This window comes from Rhodanobacter denitrificans, assembly GCF_003335105.1.
In the GTDB taxonomy this organism is placed as follows: Bacteria; Pseudomonadota; Gammaproteobacteria; order Xanthomonadales; family Rhodanobacteraceae; genus Rhodanobacter; species Rhodanobacter denitrificans_A.
Genome location: NZ_QFWQ01000009.1, coordinates 147,495 through 164,450, shown reverse-complemented (window position 1 = coordinate 164,450; position 16,956 = coordinate 147,495). Strand labels below are relative to the sequence as shown.

The window sequence follows — 16,956 nt, the reverse complement described above, 5'->3', positions numbered from 1 at the left end:
AATTCTTCCGTCGGTGGGGTGCGGCCGGTGCGCTCATTCGTCGCCCGTGCCGGGCCGGATGCGTGCGATGCCCAATGCCTTCATCACGTACTTCTCGTAGACCGGCGTGGTGTTGCCGGTGCGGATCTTGCGCATGAAATATTTCTCGAACGCCACCTTGGCCAGGTGCACCCATTTGCCCTCCCTCGCCCAGGTCACGTTGCGCGGCGGGATCTGCGGCAGCGCCACGAAGGCGGCGCCGCTGTCACCCATGTCGGCCAGGCACACCGCATTCCATGTCGCCTCGGCGGTGGCCGGCCGGCCCTCGATGTCGGCCTTGATGTTCGCCGCCAGCGTGCTGACCATCGACTCGATCATGAAGCCGGTCTTGGGCGCGCCGGTGGGCACCGGGGTGGCTTCCACCGGGGGAATCGCCACGCACACCCCGGCGGAGAACACGTTGCGGAAGCCCGGGTTGCGCTGGTGCCGATCGATCAGCACGAAGCCGCGCGGATTGACCAGGCCCTCGATGCCGCGCACGGCGGCGACGCCGGTGAACGCGGGGATCACCATCGAATAGCGGAACGGCAGCGCGTGCTGTTCCAACGGCTGGCCATGCGCATCGACCTCGGTGACGTGCATGGCGGCGTCCTCGACCTTGTCGATCCGCGCGTTGCAGATCCACTTGATGTGGCGCTGGCGCAGCTGCCGCTCGAGCAGCCCCTTGGAGTCGCCGATCCCGCCCAGCCCCATGTGGCCGATGTAGGGCTCGCTGGTGACGAAGGTCATCGGCACGCGGTCGCGCAGCTGGCGCCGGCGCAGGTCGGTATCGAGGATCAGGGCAAACTCGTAGGCCGGGCCGAAGCAGCTGGCACCCTGCGCCGCGCCCACCACCACCGGCCCCGGATTCTTCAGGAACTCCTGGTACGCCTGCCACGCGGCGGTGGCGTGCGGCGTGGTGCAGACCGACTGGGTGTGGCCGTCGACCGGCCCCAGCCCCGGGATCTCGTCGAACGCCAGCCGCGGGCCGGTGGTGATGACGAGGTAGTCGTATTTCAGTTCGCGACCGTCCTTCAGCTGCACGAGGTTGTCGGCGGGGCGCACCGCGCTGGCCGGCGAGTCGATGAACGCGATGTCGTGCCGGGCCAGCGCCGATGCCGCATCGAGCTGCACGTCGGCCGGCTGCCGCCAACCGATGCCGACCCATGGGTTGGACGGCGTGAACGAGAACTGGCGCCCCTCGCCGACCACCGTGACGAGATGGTCGGCGCCCAGCGCGGCCTTGATCTCGTAGGCGGCGCTCATGCCACCCAGGCCCGAACCCAAAATGACGACGTCGCTCATGATGACGGACTCCTGATCAGGGGTGTCGGCAGCGTGCGCCGCCGGCACCGGAATGGACTTGAGCTTGATCAATTCGGCGTGGGATGGATGGCCAGCCGCCCCCGGGGGCATGGCCGGCCGGGCGCGCCGGCGTGCGTTACGCCGCCTCGTTGATGATGCCCACCAGCGTCTGCTCCACCTCGCGCGCGACCTCCGCCAGCGCCGGATCGGGCGAGAGCATGCCCAGCATCGGCGTGGGCCGGATCATGCCGATCCAGGTCTTGCCCGCCTCGGTGTACACCGACACCCGGCACGGCAGCGCCATGTTCAGCCGCAGGTCCTTGGCCAGCACGCGTCCAGCCTGGCGCGGGTTGCACACCTCGAACACCTTGCACTGGTGCTCGAACGCGACGCCCTTGCCGCGCAGGGTCTCGCCCAGGTCGTGCACGTGCAGCACGCCGAAGCCGTTGCGGACGACCGCCGCCTCCAGGTCGGCCGCAGCCTGGTCGAAGCTCTTGGATGTTTCCACGACGTAGTACATGGCTCGCCTCGTTATGCGCTGGAACGACTCAGGACGGGAAGGCACAACCGGGCTTCAGGCCCAGCTTGCGCAGCAGCATGGCCAGCGGGCAGAAACCGGTGAACGAGGACTGCAGAAGGTTGGCGCCCACGAACACCGACAGCCAGATCCAGCCGGGTGCGACGAAATGCGCCAGCGCGATACCGACCAGCACAACGGTGCCGGCGAAACCGAGGACGAGACGATCGACATTCATGGTGTGACTCCGGGTGCGGGTTGATGCGGTTGCCGTGCGGCGGTTGCGATTTCGATAAAGTCGTATCTAATTTAGATTTATCTTAATTAGCGACTCGTGGTAAAGTCAAGCCCGCAAGCGAACTTTTCGAGAGGCCCCACCGATGAATCTGCCCGCCAATGCCGATCTCAATCTCATGCAGGCACGCGCCGAAGAGGCCACCCGGCTGCTCAAGGCGCTGGGCAACGCCCAGCGGCTGCGCGTGCTGTGCCTGCTGCTGGATGGCGAGATGCAGGTGAACCAGATCAACGAGCGCCTGCCCGAACTCAGCCAGTCCGCGCTGTCGCAGCATCTGGCGCGGCTGCGCGACGAAGGCCTGGTGACCACCCGTCGCGAGGCGCAGAACGTCTGGTACGCCCTGCCCGAAGGCCCGGCCCATGACATCATGGCCACTCTCTACGGCATCTACTGCGCCACGGGCAACGGGCGGCGCCCCGCAAAGGCCGCCTCGCGCAGGGGCCGGCGCGCCGCGGGCTGACCCGCTCCCGCAGGCTGCCGGCGCGTATCGACGCCAGGCCCGTTCAGAACGTGTAGCGCAGCACCGCGACGTAGTGGCAGCCGGTGCCGGCGAGCACGCACAGGTGCCAGATGAAATGGCTGTAGCGCAGCCGCTCGTGCAGCAGGAAGAACAGCACGCCCAGCGTGTATGCCATGCCGCCACCGAACAGCCAGGCCAGGCCACCGGGGGACATGTGCTGCCAAAGCGGCCGGATCGCCACCAGCGCGGCCCAGCCCATCGCCACGTACAACGCGGTGGACAAGCGATGGAAGCGTGCGCCCACGACCAGCTTGAACGCCACGCCGAGCGCGGCGAAGCTCCAGATCACGCCGAGCATGCTCCAGCCCCAGCCGCCGCGCAGCACGCCCAGCGCGATCGGCGTGTAGGTGCCGGCGATCAGCAGGTAGATCGCCGCGTGGTCCAGCCGCTGCAGTGCCGCCTTGATGCGTGCATGCGCCACAGCGTGGTACAGCGTGGACGCCAGGTACAGCACGATCGCGCTGCCGCCGAACACCGCCGACGCCACCACCGCCATGGTGCCGCCATCGCGCATCGCGCCGACGACCAGCACCGGCAGGCCGGCGATGGCGAGCAGCAGGCCGAGCCCGTGGCTGATGCTGTTGGCGATTTCCTCGCCAAAAGTGGAGTCGCGCGAGGCGGCTGTCGCGGGCGTCGATGGCATGCGCGGGGGCTCACTGCGGTGGCGGGGACGCGGCGGCCGGTGCGGCCGCCGCGGGCAGGCCGGCCCGGCTACACGCTGGAGAACACCAGGCTGGCGTTGGTGCCGCCGAAGCCGAAGCTGTTGGACATCACCGTGCGCAGCGGCGCGGGGCGGGTCTCGCGCACGATCGGAAAACCCTCGGCGCGTTCGTCGAGCCGCTCGATGTTGGCGGACCCGGCGACGAAACCTTCCTTCAGCATCAGCAGGCTGTAGATCGCCTCGTGCACGCTGGCCGCACCGAGCGAGTGCCCGCTCAGCGCCTTGGTCGAGGACAGCAGCGGCATGTCGGCGCCGAACGCCTCGCGCACCGCCTGCAGCTCCACGATGTCACCCAGCGGCGTGGACGTGCCGTGGGTGTTGAGGTAGTCGACCGGGCCGTTCACGCCGGCCAGCGCCATGCGCATGCAACGCACCGCGCCCTCGCCGCTGGGCGCCACCATCTCGGCGCCGTCAGAGGTGACGCCGTAGCCGACCAGCTCGGCGTGGATGTTCGCGCCGCGCGCCCTCGCGTGCTCGTACTCCTCCAGCACCAGCATGCCGCCGCCGCCGGCGATGACGAAGCCGTCGCGGCCGCTGTCGTACGGGCGCGACGCCGCGTGCGGCGTATCGTTGTAGCTGCTGGAGAGCGCGCCCATCGCATCGAACTGCGCGGTCATGCCCCAGTGCACTTCCTCGCCGCCGCCGGCGAACATCACGTCCTGAGCGCCGTGGCGGATCAGGTCGGCGGCCGCGCCGATGCAGTGTCCCGAGGTGGCGCAGGCGGCGGCGATCGAGTAGCTCAGGCCGAGGATGCCGAATGCGGTGGCCAGCGTGGCCGACACCGTGGAGCACATCGTGCGCGGCACCATGTACGGGCCGATCTTGCGCACGCCCTTCTCGCGCAACAGGTCGCCGGTCTCGATCTGCCACTGCGCCGAGCCGCCGCCGGAACCGGCGATCACGCCGATGCGCGGGTGCCGCACCTGCTCGATGGCCAGCCCGGCGTCGGCGATCGCCGCGCGCATCGCCACGTAGGCGTAGGCCGCCGCGTCGCCCATGAAGCGTTTCAGCTTGCGGTCGATCGCCGCTTCCAGGTCGATCTGCGGCACGCCGGCCACGTGGCTGCGCAGGCCGCGCGTCACGTAGTCGGGGATCGCGCGGATTCCGCTGCGGCATTCGCGCAGCGCCTGCGATACGGTCAGCGGCAGGTTGCCCAGGCACGACACCATGCCCATTCCGGTCACCACCACGCGACGCATCTCAAAAACCCTCGGTGGACTGGAACAGGCCCACGCGCATGTCGCTGGCCACGTAGATCAGGCGGTCGTCGACGAAGGTCTTGCCGTCGGCGATCACCAGCGCCAGCTTGCCGCGCATCACGCGGCGGATGTCGATCTCGTAGCGCACCAGCTTCGCGCTCGGCTTGACCTGCCCGGTGAATTTCACCTGGCCCACGCCCAGCGCACGGCCGCGGCCCGGTTCGCCCAGCCACGGCAGGAAGAAGCCGCTGAGCTGCCACATCGCGTCCAGCCCGAGGCAGCCGGGCATCACCGGGTCGCCGATGAAGTGGCAATCGAAAAACCACAGCCGCGGATGGATATCCAGCTCGGCGTGGATCAATCCCTTGCCGTAGGCACCACCTTCGCTGGCGATCCTGGTGATGCGGTCGAACATCAGCATCGGCGGCGCGGGCAACCGCGCGTTGCCGTCGCCGAACAGTTCGCCGCGGCCACAGGCCAGCAGTTGCTCGTAGTCGAACGAGGAAGGATGTGTCATGGAAAGCTCGCGGAGTGAGGAACCCCCAGTGTGCTGGGTGGCCGTCGCAGGCGTCTTGATCCGGGTCAGCCTCGGTACCGACGCGCCGTTTCCGCGTGGGACATAACGTCGCAGCCGCGATCGAACCGGGCATGCGCGCCGAGGCTGTGCCGGCGCAACCGGGCTGCGCGCAGCAGGGCCTTGGCCAGGCGCATCTGCCAGCCCGCCTCCTCCGCCGCGGCACAGGCGCGCCAGGCATCGCGCAGCACAGCGCCTTCGCGCACCGGCCCGGCCACCCGCCACAGCAGCTCGCCGAGCGCGGCCTGCGCGTCCGCGGCCAGCGCCTCCCCGCGCTCGACCCAGCGATGGTTGCCGCCGGCCCCCGGCGGCAACGCGGCCCGGGCCAGCACGGCACCGAGCCGGCGACCGCAGGCCACCGCCTCCAGCAGCGAATTGCTGGCCAGCCGGTTGGCGCCGTGCACGCCGTTGCAGGCCACCTCGCCCACCGCGTACAGGCCGGGGAGCGTGCTGCGGCCATCCAGGTCGGTGGCCACGCCGCCCATGTGGAAGTGCGCAGCCGGGGTCACCGGCAACGGTAACCGGCGCGGGTCGATGCCGTGCGCCAGGCAGGCCCCAAGCACGGTGGGAAAACGCACGCGCCAGTCGCCATCGACCGCCGTCGCATCCAGCCACACCCGGTCGCCTGCGCGCTGCGCCTGCCACACGCGACGCGCCACCACGTCGCGCGGCGCCAGGTCGCCCAGCGGGTGCAGGCCGCGCATCAGCGGATCGCCGGCGGCGTCGACGAGGCGCGCGCCGGCGCCACGCAGCGCCTCGGTGACCAGCGGCAGGCAGTGGCCGCCGACGTCCAGCGCGGTGGGATGGAACTGCACGAATTCCAGGTCGCGCGGCAGCACGCCGGCGGCCAGCGCCAGGGCCAACCCCGCGCCGTTCGCACCGGGCGGGTTGCTGGTGTGCGCGAACAGCGCGCCGATGCCGCCGGTGGCCAGCACCACCGCCGCGGCCTCGATGCACTCGTGGCGGCCGCGCGCGTCGCAGGTGCGCACGCCGGCGATGCGGCCGTCGCGCAGCAGCAGCGCGTCGACATCGACGCCGCCGCGCCACTGCACGTGCCCCGCCTCCTGGATCCGCGCGCGCAGGGCGCGCACCAGCGCGGCCCCGGTGGCGTCGCCGCCCGCGTGCACGATGCGCGCCGTGCCGTGGCCGCCCTCGCGGCCAAGCTGCAGGCGGCCGTCGGCGGCGCGGTCGAACGCCACGCCCTGCACCTGCAGCCAGGCGATGGCCTCCGGCGCAGCGCCGGTCAGCCATTGCACCGCCGCCGCATCGTTGTGGTGGGCGCCGGCCTGCAGGGTGTCCTCGGCATGCGCGGCGGCGCTGTCGCAGGCGTCAACGGCAGCCGCGACGCCGCCCTGCGCCAGCGCGCTGGCGCTGCCGCTGCCGTCGTGCGCCCGGCACAGCAGGCGCACCGGCGCAGGCGCCGCGGCAAGCGCGGTGGCCATGCCGGCCACGCCGCCGCCGATCACCACGATGGGCAGGCGTGGGTGCCTCACACCGTCTCGCGCCTGCCCACCGCCAGCATGCGTTCCAGCGCGGCGCGCGCGCGCACGACCACCTCGGGCGCGATCTCGATCGCATGGCGCAGGTCGCGCAGCGACGCGTAGATATTCTGCAGCGTGATCCGCTGCATGTGCGGGCACAGGTTGCACGGCTTGATGAATTCGGTGGCGGGAAACTGCGAACGCAGATTGTCGGCCATCGAGCATTCGGTGATCAGTGCGACGCGCGCCGGCTTCTCGCGCTCCAGCCACTTGCCCATCGCCGTGGTGGAACCGACGAAATCCACCTCGGCGAGCACTTCCGGCGGGCATTCGGGGTGCGCCACCAGCATCGCGCCGAACTGCTCGCGCGCATGGCGCGCCTGCTGCGCGGTGAACTTCTCGTGCACCTCGCAGCGCCCGTTCCACAGCACCAGCTCGACCTTCGTCTGGCTGGAGACGTGGCGGCCCAGGAACTCATCGGGCAGGAAGATCACCTTGGCCGCGCCCATCGACTCGACCACCTGCACCGCGTTGGCCGAGGTGCAGATCGCGTCGGACTCCGCCTTCACCGCAGCCGACGTGTTGGCATAGCTCACCACCGGTGCGCCGGGGTGCAGTGCGCGCAGTGCGCGCACGTCGGCGGCGGTGATCGACGAGGCCAGCGAACAGCCCGCCTCCAGGTCGGGGATCAGCACGGTCTTCTCAGGTGCGAGGATCTTCGCGCTCTCGGCCATGAAGTGCACGCCGCACACCACGATCAGGTCCGCGTCGCACTCGGCGGCGGCCTGCGCCAGGCCCAGCGAGTCGCCGGTGATGTCGGCCACGCCGTGGAAGATCTCCGGCGACTGGTAGCTGTGCGCCATGATCACCGCGCCGCGCTGCTTCTTCAGCTTGTTGATCGCGTCGATCCACGGCAGGTGCAGCGGGATCTCCAGGCATGGCACCAGCGGTTCCAGGCGCTCGGCCAGCGCGGCGTACTCGTGTTCGAGCTCGTCGCGCCAGACCGGCATGGGCAGCGTTGCGGAGGCGGTCATCGGGATCGCTTTTCAGTGGAGGGAAACGAACTGGCCCGGGCCGCGCCGGCGCGGTGCGCGGAGGCGGACAGGTCGGTCATCGCGGCCGGCATCATGGCGGGCGATGGCACCGGTGCGCCTTGACCGGGATCAACCGCCGTCTGCGGCGGGCGGCAGACGTCCGCGATCGCCCGCTCCGGCAGGCCCGGGGCGGCGCCGCGCGGCCATCGCATCACGCAGCGCCTGCGCCGCCGGCAGCACCTCGGCGGCGTACGCCCGCTGTGCCTCGGCGGCGCTGAAATCGGTGCGCAGGCGCTTCTTCACGCCGTAGTCGGAAAGCACCAGGTGCGTGTCGGCGACCACCCCGGCGCGAGCCAGGCAGGCCGCGGCGCATTTCAGCACGCAGCCATCCAGCGCGAGGATCGGCCGGCCGCCCTGCGCGGTGCGCACCAGGCCGGCGACGCCACCGCCGACGCCGGCGATGCAGGACATTTCGGCGACGCCGTCGCGGTCCAGCTTCAGCGCCAGATGGTTGGTCATCTGCGCCGCGCTGGAACAGCCGGAGCAGGAATAGACGAGCGGCAGCATGGCGCTCATGGGCGGCGCTCCACTTTCAGCAGGAAATCGTCGGCTCGCCGGCGCACGCTGCGCAGCGCCGACCAGGCGGCCAGCCAGGCCAGCAACAACGCGAGCCCCGCCGCGCGGGCCAGCCACGGCCGCGGCCACAGCGCGGCAGCCGGCAACAGCAGCAGCGGCAGCTGCGCCAGCAGCACGCCGAACTTGTCGCCATCGGGCAGCAGGCGCTGCACGCCCGGCAACTGCACGCCGCGGCCGCAGCGCCGGTGCAGCTCGATCCAGTCGACGAAGGGAACGATCTCCATGGCCATGCCGAGCAGCAGCAGCGGCAGCGCAACACCCAGTCCCAGCGCGGCAGCCAGCAGGCCGCCACGCACGTCGAACGCCAGCGCTAATGCCGCCAGCGCCAGCGCGATCAGTCCGGCGCGCCAGCTCCACACCAGCGGTCCGCGGCGCTGGCGCGAGGCGTGCCACTGCAGCCACAGCGCGGCGATCGCGAACAGCAGCGCGTGCAACGCCACTGCGCTGGCCAGCCAGCGGCCATCCGCACCGGCCAGCCGCCCGCCGGATGCACCGAGCAGGGCCAGCCAGGCGCTGCCCAGCCACAGCGACTGCAGCCGCGCATCGGCCGCGGCGGTGCCCTGGAACATCGGCATCACCACCCGCGCCACGCTGGCCAGCAGCACGATCACCCAGCCCAGCACGCCCCAGCCGGCATGCACGTCCACCCAGGCCGGCGCCGGCGACGCCCAACGGCCGGCCAGGCCCAGCGCCAGCATGCTGCCGAGCAGCGCGACCGCCGTGCCCGCGCCGATCGCCGCCCCCATGCCGATGCGCAGCAGCCGCTGCCCCGCCGCCTGCACCAGGCCGGGCAAGGTCATCGCGGCCAGCATCGCGAACGCCAGCGGCAACAGCACGCCGGCGCCGAACAGCCCGCCGCGCCAACCCTGGTGCAGGCCCGCCACCAGCAGCAGCACGCCCAGGTTGAACGCCGCGTGCAGCGGCGGCCCGAGCCGCGCGCCGCCGCGAACCCGCACCCCGGCCGCCGCGGGCAGGAACTGCAGCACGCTGCCGAACATCACGTTGCCCAGCACGCCGAGCGCGAACACGTGCGCCAGCGCCAGCGTGCCCGGCTGCCAGCGCGTGCGCAGCAGCGCGTCGCCATCGACCAGCAGCAATGCGCCGGCGAGCATGCCCCATGCCGGCGCGCTCAGCAGGAAGCGCCGCGGCAGCGATGCGGCCGGCGCGCGGTCAAGCGCCAGCCGCGCCATCGCCGTCCGGTCGGCGGATCAGTACGCGCGCGCCGCCAGTGGGCAGCACGGAGGCCGATGCGTGCAGCCCGCGTGCGGCCAGCACCTCGAGCAGCGGCAGCGGCAGCAGCGGGGTGAGCACCTGCACACCCTGCCCCGGCGCCAGCGCGTCGGCCGCCGCCAGCGCGCGCAGCATCGGCTCCGGCGACGGCAGCCGGCGCAGGTCCAGTTCGGTCGGCGCGCCATCGTCGACGCGACAACCGGGCGATGGCGGATCGGCTCGCATGGGCGTCATCTCAGCGCAAGCGCCGCACGGATGCGCTGATCTGCATCAGACGCGGCGCCTTTCGCTCAGCGCGCGTCCGCCAGCGCCTGCCGCCCCTTCCATTCGAGCTGCAGCCATACCTTGGCGCTGTCGTGGCCGAAGCCGTCGGCGTGGTAGTCCGCCAGCTTGACCAGGCCGCTCAGGCCCGCCGCCAGCGGGAAGCTCAGCGACGCGTTCCACTCGCTGCCGTAGCGGCCGCCACGGTCGGCACGGTAATCATGCCAGGCCACGACCCAGCCGAGCTTGCCGGCGAAACCGTCGCGGCCTAGCTTGCCGGCAATGCTCGCGTAGCGGTCCTCGATGCCACCGGGCGGCGTCACCGTGAACTGGTCGTCCCAGCCGTTGAACGCATGCAGGGTGGCCAGCGGCGTCTGCAGCGCGTGCCGGCCGTTGCCGCCCAGATGCTCCCAGCCCAGTTTCGCGGTGAGGCCCGCCTGCGTCCACGCGGGCTCCAGCAACCAGTAGTCGTGGCTGAAGTGCAGTGGGTTGTTGGCGTAGTCGTCCTGCCGCGCCGCCTCCAGCGTCCAGCCCGGACCGTTGCCGTCGCTGAGGGCGTTGCCGCTCCAGCGCACGCCCCAGGTGGCGGTGGACGCGCTGGCCACGTCGCGGTCCTCGTGCAGGTAGGCATAACCCGTCCACTGCTGCGCACCCTGCGTCCAGGCGAGATGGAACAGGTGCGTATCCAGCCGGCGCTCGCGCGCAGGCGGGCTGAGCGCGTCGGGGCCGGCCACCCGGTGCACGCGGTCGAGCCAGGCATAGCGCACGTTCAGTGTCGACAGCGGCTGCCATTGCAGCGACAGCGCGTCGTAGGTCTGCTCGTACTGGCGCCAACCCACGTTGCCGACCCAGCGCTCGTTATCCAGCAGCAGGCGCTGGCGGCCGAGGGTCGCGCCGAACGTGTCGTTGCGCCAGCCCAGCCAGGCTTGGTTGAGCTCGCCGCCATGCGGGTCGGTGATCGCCGGGTACTGCGTGCGGCCGTTCGCGCCGCTGTTGTAGTGCTCGCCGGCGCTGGCCACGCCCGCGCCTTCCAGCAGGCCGCTCCAGCCGCTGCCGAAGTTCGCGCGCAGGCCCAGCCGCAGACGCAGGGTGTCGGCACGCGCGTCGCGGCTGTAGGCATCGTCGTCGACCTGCTCATGGCGCAGACGCGCGTCCCATTCCAGCTGCAACGGTGCGCTGGCTGGCGTGGCCGACGGGTTGTCGGCGCTGGCCCGGGCCGCTGGCGCGGCTGTCGCGGCCAGCAGGCAGGCGATGGGAAGCAGCTTGCGTGTCGTGTTCATCGTGTGACCCCTTGTGGACTGCGCGCAGTCTGCGCAGGCCGGGGCCGCACGGGCTTGACTGCGGTCAGTCCGTCGTCACGAAAGCGCCAGCTGTGACATCACGCCACGCGACACACATGACAACGCCGCCATGACGGCGGCGTTCTCATGTGATGGGAATCAGTGCAGGACGTATGGACGTCCATCTGCCGACGCGGCTCACGGGGCGGCGGCGGTCTCGTTGACGGCCTTGACGAAGGCCGGGTCGAGCCGGCCGATCACCGTGGTGCGCGCCGCGATGCGGCCCTCGGCATCGAGCAGGATCAGCTCGCTGCTGTGGTTGAATTCGCCGTCCGGCAGGCGCCGGTACTGCAGGCCGAGCACGCCGGAGAGCTGGCGCACCTGCGCGGGCTCGGCGCGCGCCAGGGTCCAGATGCGCGGATCGAGATTGCGCTTCCCGGCGTAGGCGTGCAGCGTGGCGATGTCGTCGCGCGCGGGATCGAAGCTCACCGCCAGCAGGTCGATCTTCCCGCGCCCCGCCGGATCCAGCGCGTTGCGGGTCAACCGCAGGCTGTCGATGATCATCGGGCAGACCATCTGGCACGAGGTGTAGAACATCGTCACCAGCTGCGGCCGCCCTCGCCGCGCGGCCAGCGGCTGCTGCCGGCCGTTCTGGTCGGTGAGCTGCACCGTCAACTGGTAGATCGAATCGCCGGGCAGCGGCGTGGCGGCGCGCGCCATGCCGCCGCCGAACAGCAGCAGCAGCGCGAACAGGGGCAACAGGCGTTTCATGGCGTATTCCTCACTCGGACTTCGCACAACGGAAGCCCATGTTGTTGGTGGTGTCGGACGCCTTCAGCGCGGACAGCATCGCGATGCGCATCAGCACCGCGTAGTTCTCCTTTTCCTGCAGGCTGATCGCGCCGGCGCCGCAGAATTTCAGCAGGTCGGGATCGCCTTGCTGGCGGCTGTCGCTGGCGACCATCAGCGCGTTGAAGTCGTCCACCCATTCCCATACCAGGTTGTTGAGATCGCGCACGCGGTAGACGTTGGCCGTACCGCCGATGGCCGGCAGCGCCGCGCTGGAGGGGCGCGAGTACCAGCCAAGGATGCCCTCGCGCCAGGCCGGATCGGCACGCGCATCGCGGCGGGTGGCATCGGCGGCCGCCGCGTACTCCCACTCGTACCAGCTCGGCAGACGTGCCTGCTCGCTCTCGCAATATGCCTGCGCGGCGAACCAGCTGACCCTGGTGACGGGCTGCTGCGGCAGCGCCTGCTCGCCCAGCGTGTCGGCACCGGTCCAGTGGCTGAGGTAGCGCGCGTCGGCCAGGATGCTGGCGACGCGGTCGCGACGCCATTGCGGATGGGCCTTCACGAAGGCCAGGAACTCGGCGTTGGTGACCGGCTCGGTACGCAGGCGGAACGGCGCCACCTGCGCCGCTGCTGCCTTGCCGTCCGCTGGCAGCACGCTGGTGAAACTGCCTCCCGGCAGGGCGGCGTAATCCGCCGCCACCACCGGGAGCGCCAGCACCAGGCCAAACCACGCCAGTGCCAGTCGGGTGCGCATCGTCAGTGTCCTGCCGCCGGTGCCGGGGTCGCCGCGGCACGTGCCTTGGCCACCTCGTCCTTGCTGAACTGGCCGCCGGGGTTGCCCCAGCTGTTCAGCACGTAGGTGAGGATGTTGGCCACTTCGTCGTCGGTCAGCTGGCTCATCGGCGGCATCACCGAGTCGTACTCGTGCCCGTTGACGGTGACCTTGCCGGTCAGGCCGTGGGTGACGATGGTCATCGCCCGCTTCGGATCGGCCGCGAGCAGGTCCGACTTCGCCAGCGGCGGGAACACGTTGGGCAGGCCCTCGCCGTTCGCCTGGTGGCAGACCGAACAGGTGCCGGCGAACAGCTGCTTGCCCGCGGCGATCTGCTCGTCCTTGGTCAGCGTGCCGGCCGCATGCGCCTTCGCCGCCGTGCTCACCGCCTGCAGGTTGGCGCCGGCGCGATCGCCCAGGTACACCGAGTCGACCTCCTTGCCCGAGTAGATCGCCTTGTTCTCCGCGCCGTCCACCTTGAGGATGCCCAGCGCACCCTTGTTGAAGGCGCGGAAGATCGAGTGGTCGACCAGCACGTAGCTGCCCGGCACGTCGGTGTGGAACTCGACGATCGCGGCACCTCCGGAGGGGATCAGCGTGGTCTGCACGTTGTGCTGCGCCACCGTGCCGCCCTCGGGCTGCACCTTGTCGAAGATCTCGCCGATCACGTGGAAACTGGAGACCAGGTTCGGGCCGCCGTTGCCGACGAACAGGCGCACCTTCTGGTCGGTCTTGGCGGTCAGCGCGTTGTCGCCGGTGATCGAGCCTTCCCTGCCGTTGAACAGCACGTAGGTCGGGTGCTCGTCGATCGCCTTCTCCATGTCGAACGGCTGGTGGCCCTTCTCGCGGTACTTGCCGGTGGTGTAGAAGTCGCCCTGCATCACGTAGTACTCGTGGTCGACCGGGCTGAGGCCCTCCGGCGGCTCGACCAGGATCAGGCCGTACATGCCGTTGGCGATGTGCATGCCCACCGGCGCGGTGGCGCAGTGGTAGACGTAGATGCCCTGGTTCAGCGCCTTGAAGGTGAACTGCGACTCATGCCCCGGCGCGGTGAAGCTCGATGCCGCGCCGCCGCCCGGCCCGGTCACGCCGTGCAGGTCGATGTTGTGCGGCATCTTGCTGTCCGGCGCGTTCTTCAGGTGGAACTCCACCGTGTCGCCCTGGCGCACGCGGATGAAGCTGCCCGGCACCGTGCCGCCGAAGGTCCAGAACGTGTAGCTCACGCCCTCGGAGATCGGCATCTCCTTCTCGACCACTTCCAGCTCGACGATGACCTTCGCCGGGTAGTTGCGGTGGATGGGTGGCGGCACATGCGGCGGGCTGGTCAGCACCGCGTGGATCGGCTCGCCCTGCGGCGGACCGAAGTCGCCGCGCTCGGAGGCGACCGAGGTGCTGGTGACCGGCGCGGTCGCGTTGGCGGCCGGGCCGGATGACGAAGCGGATGGTTTGCCTGAACAGGCGGCCAGCGCCAGCATGGCGACAGCGGCGACGTAGAGGTATGGACGTGTCATGAAACGTTCTCCCTGGGTACTGGTGCCAGCCTAGGGAAACGTAACATTTTGCGTTTGACCTGGGTCAACCGCCTGCCACTCGGAGCGCTTCTGCGTCACCCTGCCACAGCGCGCGAAGCGTCCGTTTTTCAGCCCGGCTTGCCGTCGATCCGCGGGGTCAGGTAGATCCACGCCGAGCGCAGCACCCAGGGCAGGAACGCCAGCAGCCAGCCGTACGCGGCGATCACCAGCCACAGGTAGACGTCGCCGCCCAGCTCGGCACGGATGCGCACCAGCGCGACCAGTTGCAGCAGCGCGAAGCACAGCCACGGGATCGCGCCCATTTCCAGCGGCCGGCCGGAGTGGCCCTGGGTCACCCGGGTCACCATCGCCACCAGCATCGAACCGAAGTAGCCGATCGCCAGCGCATGCAGCGGAGCGCGGCCGAGGATGTGATGACCGCTCAGGGCATAGACCACGTCCTGCACCGCGTACAGCACGAACGCCACCGGCAGCCAGGCGAACGCCAGGTGCAGCACCGCCAGCAGCCCGGGGCGCATCGCCTTCCACGGCTGCCAGGCCAGCGCATGCCAGGCGAACACCAGCGCCAGCGGCACGTCCGCCAGCCACAGCCAGCCCAGCGCGTCGCGCCACTCCAGCAGCAGGTGCGCCAGCAGCAGCAACCACACCACCTGCAGGCTCCAGCGCGGACGCACCACGGTGTAGCCCTTCGCCACGTTGCCGCTGAAGAACGGCAGCATGCGGTGGGTCACCGTGAAATAGATCGGCAGCAGCAGGCCGTAGGTGCCCAGCTTGATCGCCAGCAGCGCGCACTCCGCCGGCGCACCGAACAGGAAGGCCAGGAACACGGCCAGCCCCAGCGTGCCCAGGCTCAGCGCCGCCAGACAGGATTTCGCGTGATGCAGCTTGTCGTCGGCCCCGCGCAGCACCCGGGCCAGCGTGACGACGCCGACCAGGTAGCCCGCCAGCATCAGCGCCACGCCCAGCCGCAGCAGCCACATCAGGTCGAGCAGGCCCACGTTCGCCAGCACGTAGCCGCCGAAGATGCCGCCGGCCACCGGCACGTAGCGCGCGCGCGGCAGCGCCGGCCGCCCCAGCCAGCGCGGGAAGGTGGTCAGCAGGAAGCCGAACATGAACAGCGGGAACAACCCGTACTGGATCAGCATCGCGTGCGCCCAGCCCGGCGGGATCGGCGGCTGCGGCCAGCCGGCCAGCCCGAAGCGCATCCAGGTCAGTTCCACCGCCCACCACGCCATGCTCAGCAGCACCGCCACCGTCCCGGCGAAGAACAGCAGCCGGTGCGGCGCGGAGGCCAGCAGGGCCGGCAGTTCGGCGAAGGTCGCCGGCTTCGCCGTCGACGTCGGAGTGTCAGCCATGATGTGCCCGCCTGAATGAGAACGATTTGCCATGTTGGCAGTTCGTCCGCCGTGCCTGCCATGACTTGTATCAGACCCCGCCGGCCGCCGCACCGCGCCAGCGACGGCGCGACGGCGGGAACCCGCCGTGCAGTTGACTCCGGTCAACGCCGATCCGCGCCGACTCGCGCACCCTATCGGCATCCAGGCGGGAGGTGCGCTCATGGGCAGGCTCGATGGCAAGGTGGCACTGGTGACCGGCGGCGCGGTGGGCATCGGCGCCGCCTGCGTGGCGCGGCTGGCGGAAGCGGGGGCCAAGGTCGCCATCGTCGACCTGCATGACGAACCGGGCGGGCAGCTGGCCGCCCGCCTCGGCGCGGCCGCACGCTATTTCCACGCCGACGTGGCGGTGGAGTCCGAGGTGGCGGCGGCGATCGCCGCCGCGGTGGCGGCGTTTGGACGTCTGGACGTCCTGGTCAACAATGCCGGCATCGCCGGGACGAACAAGCCCACCCATGAGCTCACCGAGGCCGAATGGGACCGGGTACAGGCAGTCAACGTGAAGGGCGTGTTCTTCTGCACCAAGCACGCGATCCCCCCGCTGCGCGCGGCCGGTGGCGGCAGCATCATCAATCTGTCGTCGATCTACGGCCTGGTCGGCGCGGCGGACTCGCCGCCGTACCACGCCTCCAAGGGTGCGGTGCGGCTGATGAGCAAGACCGACGCGATGCTCTACGCGGCCGACCGCATCCGGGTCAACTCGATCCACCCCGGCTTCATCTGGACGCCGATGGTGGAGCAGCACCTCGCCTCGATGGGCGGCGATCCCGCACAACACCGGCGCGAAGTCGGCGCGCTGCATCCGCTCGGCCACATGGGCGAGCCGGATGACATCGCGTGGGGCGTGGTCTACCTTGCCTCCGACGAATCGAAGTTCGTCACCGGCAGCGAACTGGTCATCGACGGCGGCTACACCTGCCACTGACGCTTCCTCCCGCGGAGAATCCCCTCATGTTCAAGCACATCCTGCTGCCCACCGACGGTTCCGAACTGTCCTTGCGCGCCGTCGACACCGGCATCGAACTGGCTGCGCGGCTGGGCGCACGCGTGCACGCCTTCCACGTGCTGGTGCCGTTCCCCGCCACCGTCTACTTCGCCGAGTTCATCCAGGCCAGCGAGGCGACGTACACCCGCGAGGCGATGGCCAGCGCGGAGGCCTACCTGGCGGAGGTGCACCGGCGGGCGGAAGCGGCCGGGGTTCCCTGCGAGAGCAGCCACGAGACGGATGCGCGCCCCTTTGCCGCCATCGTCGGCGCCGCGAAGAAGCACCAGTGCGACCTGATCGTGATGGCCTCGCACGGCTGGCGCGGCTTCGACCGGCTGCTGCTGGGCAGCGAGACGCACAAGGTGATCCTCAACGGCGACGTGCCGGTGCTGGTTTGCCGCTGAACCGGT

Annotated in this window: 19 protein-coding genes; 3 read left to right on the top strand and 16 right to left on the bottom strand. The window is 70.6% G+C overall.

Annotated elements, in window-relative coordinates; translation table 11 throughout:
- Positions 1-33: 33 nt before the first annotated feature.
- From DEO45_RS14775 to DEO45_RS14765, 3 genes are all read right to left on the bottom strand, one after another.
- Positions 34-1,323 carry an NAD(P)/FAD-dependent oxidoreductase gene (locus tag DEO45_RS14775; protein WP_114345232.1) on the bottom strand — a complete coding sequence of 430 codons (1,290 nt, stop codon included), beginning with the start codon at positions 1,321-1,323 and terminating at the stop codon, positions 34-36.
- 136 nt (positions 1,324-1,459) lie between these two features.
- Entirely contained in the window at positions 1,460-1,843 is a 384-nt protein-coding gene (locus DEO45_RS14770) for a DUF302 domain-containing protein (RefSeq protein ID WP_114345144.1), read from the bottom strand.
- Between the two features lie 28 nt (positions 1,844-1,871).
- On the bottom strand, positions 1,872-2,078 hold the full coding sequence (locus DEO45_RS14765; RefSeq protein ID WP_068097318.1) for a YgaP family membrane protein: 207 nt from the start codon (positions 2,076-2,078) through the stop codon (positions 1,872-1,874).
- A gap of 142 nt (positions 2,079-2,220) precedes the next feature.
- Here DEO45_RS14765 and DEO45_RS14760 point away from each other — a divergent pair, with 142 nt between their 5' ends.
- Positions 2,221-2,595 (top strand): ArsR/SmtB family transcription factor, encoded by a 375-nt coding sequence (locus DEO45_RS14760; protein WP_114345141.1) that lies wholly within the window; start codon positions 2,221-2,223, stop codon positions 2,593-2,595.
- Positions 2,596-2,638: 43 nt separating this feature from the next.
- Here the strand turns inward: DEO45_RS14760 and trhA are convergent, their stop codons facing one another.
- The 13 genes from trhA to DEO45_RS14695 form a co-directional block, all read right to left on the bottom strand.
- Entirely contained in the window at positions 2,639-3,298 is a 660-nt protein-coding gene (trhA, locus tag DEO45_RS14755; protein ID WP_114345138.1) for a PAQR family membrane homeostasis protein TrhA, read from the bottom strand.
- Between the two features lie 68 nt (positions 3,299-3,366).
- The gene (gene fabB / locus DEO45_RS14750; protein WP_114345136.1) at positions 3,367-4,575 is read right to left on the bottom strand and encodes a beta-ketoacyl-ACP synthase I; all 1,209 of its coding nucleotides are present in this window, start codon (positions 4,573-4,575) and stop codon (positions 3,367-3,369) included.
- Between the two features lies 1 nt (position 4,576).
- Positions 4,577-5,092 (bottom strand): 3-hydroxyacyl-[acyl-carrier-protein] dehydratase FabA, encoded by a 516-nt coding sequence (fabA, locus tag DEO45_RS14745; RefSeq protein WP_114345133.1) that lies wholly within the window; start codon positions 5,090-5,092, stop codon positions 4,577-4,579.
- A gap of 65 nt (positions 5,093-5,157) precedes the next feature.
- Positions 5,158-6,642 (bottom strand): L-aspartate oxidase, encoded by a 1,485-nt coding sequence (locus DEO45_RS14740; protein ID WP_114345130.1) that lies wholly within the window; start codon positions 6,640-6,642, stop codon positions 5,158-5,160.
- Complete coding sequence (nadA, locus tag DEO45_RS14735; RefSeq protein ID WP_114345128.1) at positions 6,639-7,664, bottom strand: quinolinate synthase NadA; 1,026 nt, start codon at positions 7,662-7,664, stop codon at positions 6,639-6,641. Before nadA ends, DEO45_RS14740 begins: the two co-directional genes overlap by 4 nt.
- A gap of 129 nt (positions 7,665-7,793) precedes the next feature.
- Complete coding sequence (locus DEO45_RS14730; RefSeq protein WP_114345125.1) at positions 7,794-8,240, bottom strand: putative zinc-binding protein; 447 nt, start codon at positions 8,238-8,240, stop codon at positions 7,794-7,796.
- Positions 8,237-9,490, bottom strand: coding sequence for a hypothetical protein (locus DEO45_RS14725; RefSeq protein ID WP_114345123.1), 1,254 nt, complete (start codon positions 9,488-9,490; stop codon positions 8,237-8,239). Before DEO45_RS14725 ends, DEO45_RS14730 begins: the two co-directional genes overlap by 4 nt.
- On the bottom strand, positions 9,471-9,755 hold the full coding sequence (locus DEO45_RS14720) for a DUF2249 domain-containing protein (RefSeq protein ID WP_114345120.1): 285 nt from the start codon (positions 9,753-9,755) through the stop codon (positions 9,471-9,473). The genes DEO45_RS14725 and DEO45_RS14720 overlap by 20 nt, the downstream gene beginning before the upstream one ends.
- A 65-nt stretch (positions 9,756-9,820) precedes the next feature.
- Positions 9,821-11,071, bottom strand: coding sequence for an alginate export family protein (locus DEO45_RS14715; RefSeq protein WP_114345117.1), 1,251 nt, complete (start codon positions 11,069-11,071; stop codon positions 9,821-9,823).
- A gap of 198 nt (positions 11,072-11,269) precedes the next feature.
- The gene (locus DEO45_RS14710) at positions 11,270-11,842 is read right to left on the bottom strand and encodes an SCO family protein (RefSeq protein ID WP_114345115.1); all 573 of its coding nucleotides are present in this window, start codon (positions 11,840-11,842) and stop codon (positions 11,270-11,272) included.
- A 10-nt stretch (positions 11,843-11,852) separates the two neighbouring features.
- Positions 11,853-12,617, bottom strand: coding sequence for a formylglycine-generating enzyme family protein (locus DEO45_RS14705; RefSeq protein ID WP_114345112.1), 765 nt, complete (start codon positions 12,615-12,617; stop codon positions 11,853-11,855).
- Positions 12,618-12,619: 2 nt separating this feature from the next.
- The gene (gene nirK, locus DEO45_RS14700) at positions 12,620-14,146 is read right to left on the bottom strand and encodes a copper-containing nitrite reductase (protein ID WP_114345110.1); all 1,527 of its coding nucleotides are present in this window, start codon (positions 14,144-14,146) and stop codon (positions 12,620-12,622) included.
- 128 nt (positions 14,147-14,274) lie between these two features.
- Entirely contained in the window at positions 14,275-15,522 is a 1,248-nt protein-coding gene (locus DEO45_RS14695) for an NnrS family protein (RefSeq protein WP_114345108.1), read from the bottom strand.
- A gap of 202 nt (positions 15,523-15,724) precedes the next feature.
- Between DEO45_RS14695 and DEO45_RS14690 the strand changes: the two genes are divergently transcribed.
- Complete coding sequence (locus DEO45_RS14690) at positions 15,725-16,486, top strand: glucose 1-dehydrogenase (RefSeq protein WP_114345106.1); 762 nt, start codon at positions 15,725-15,727, stop codon at positions 16,484-16,486.
- A gap of 26 nt (positions 16,487-16,512) precedes the next feature.
- Positions 16,513-16,950, top strand: a complete 438-nt coding sequence (locus DEO45_RS14685) for a universal stress protein (protein ID WP_114345104.1) — start codon at positions 16,513-16,515, stop codon at positions 16,948-16,950.
- The last annotated feature ends 6 nt before the right edge of the window (positions 16,951-16,956 follow it).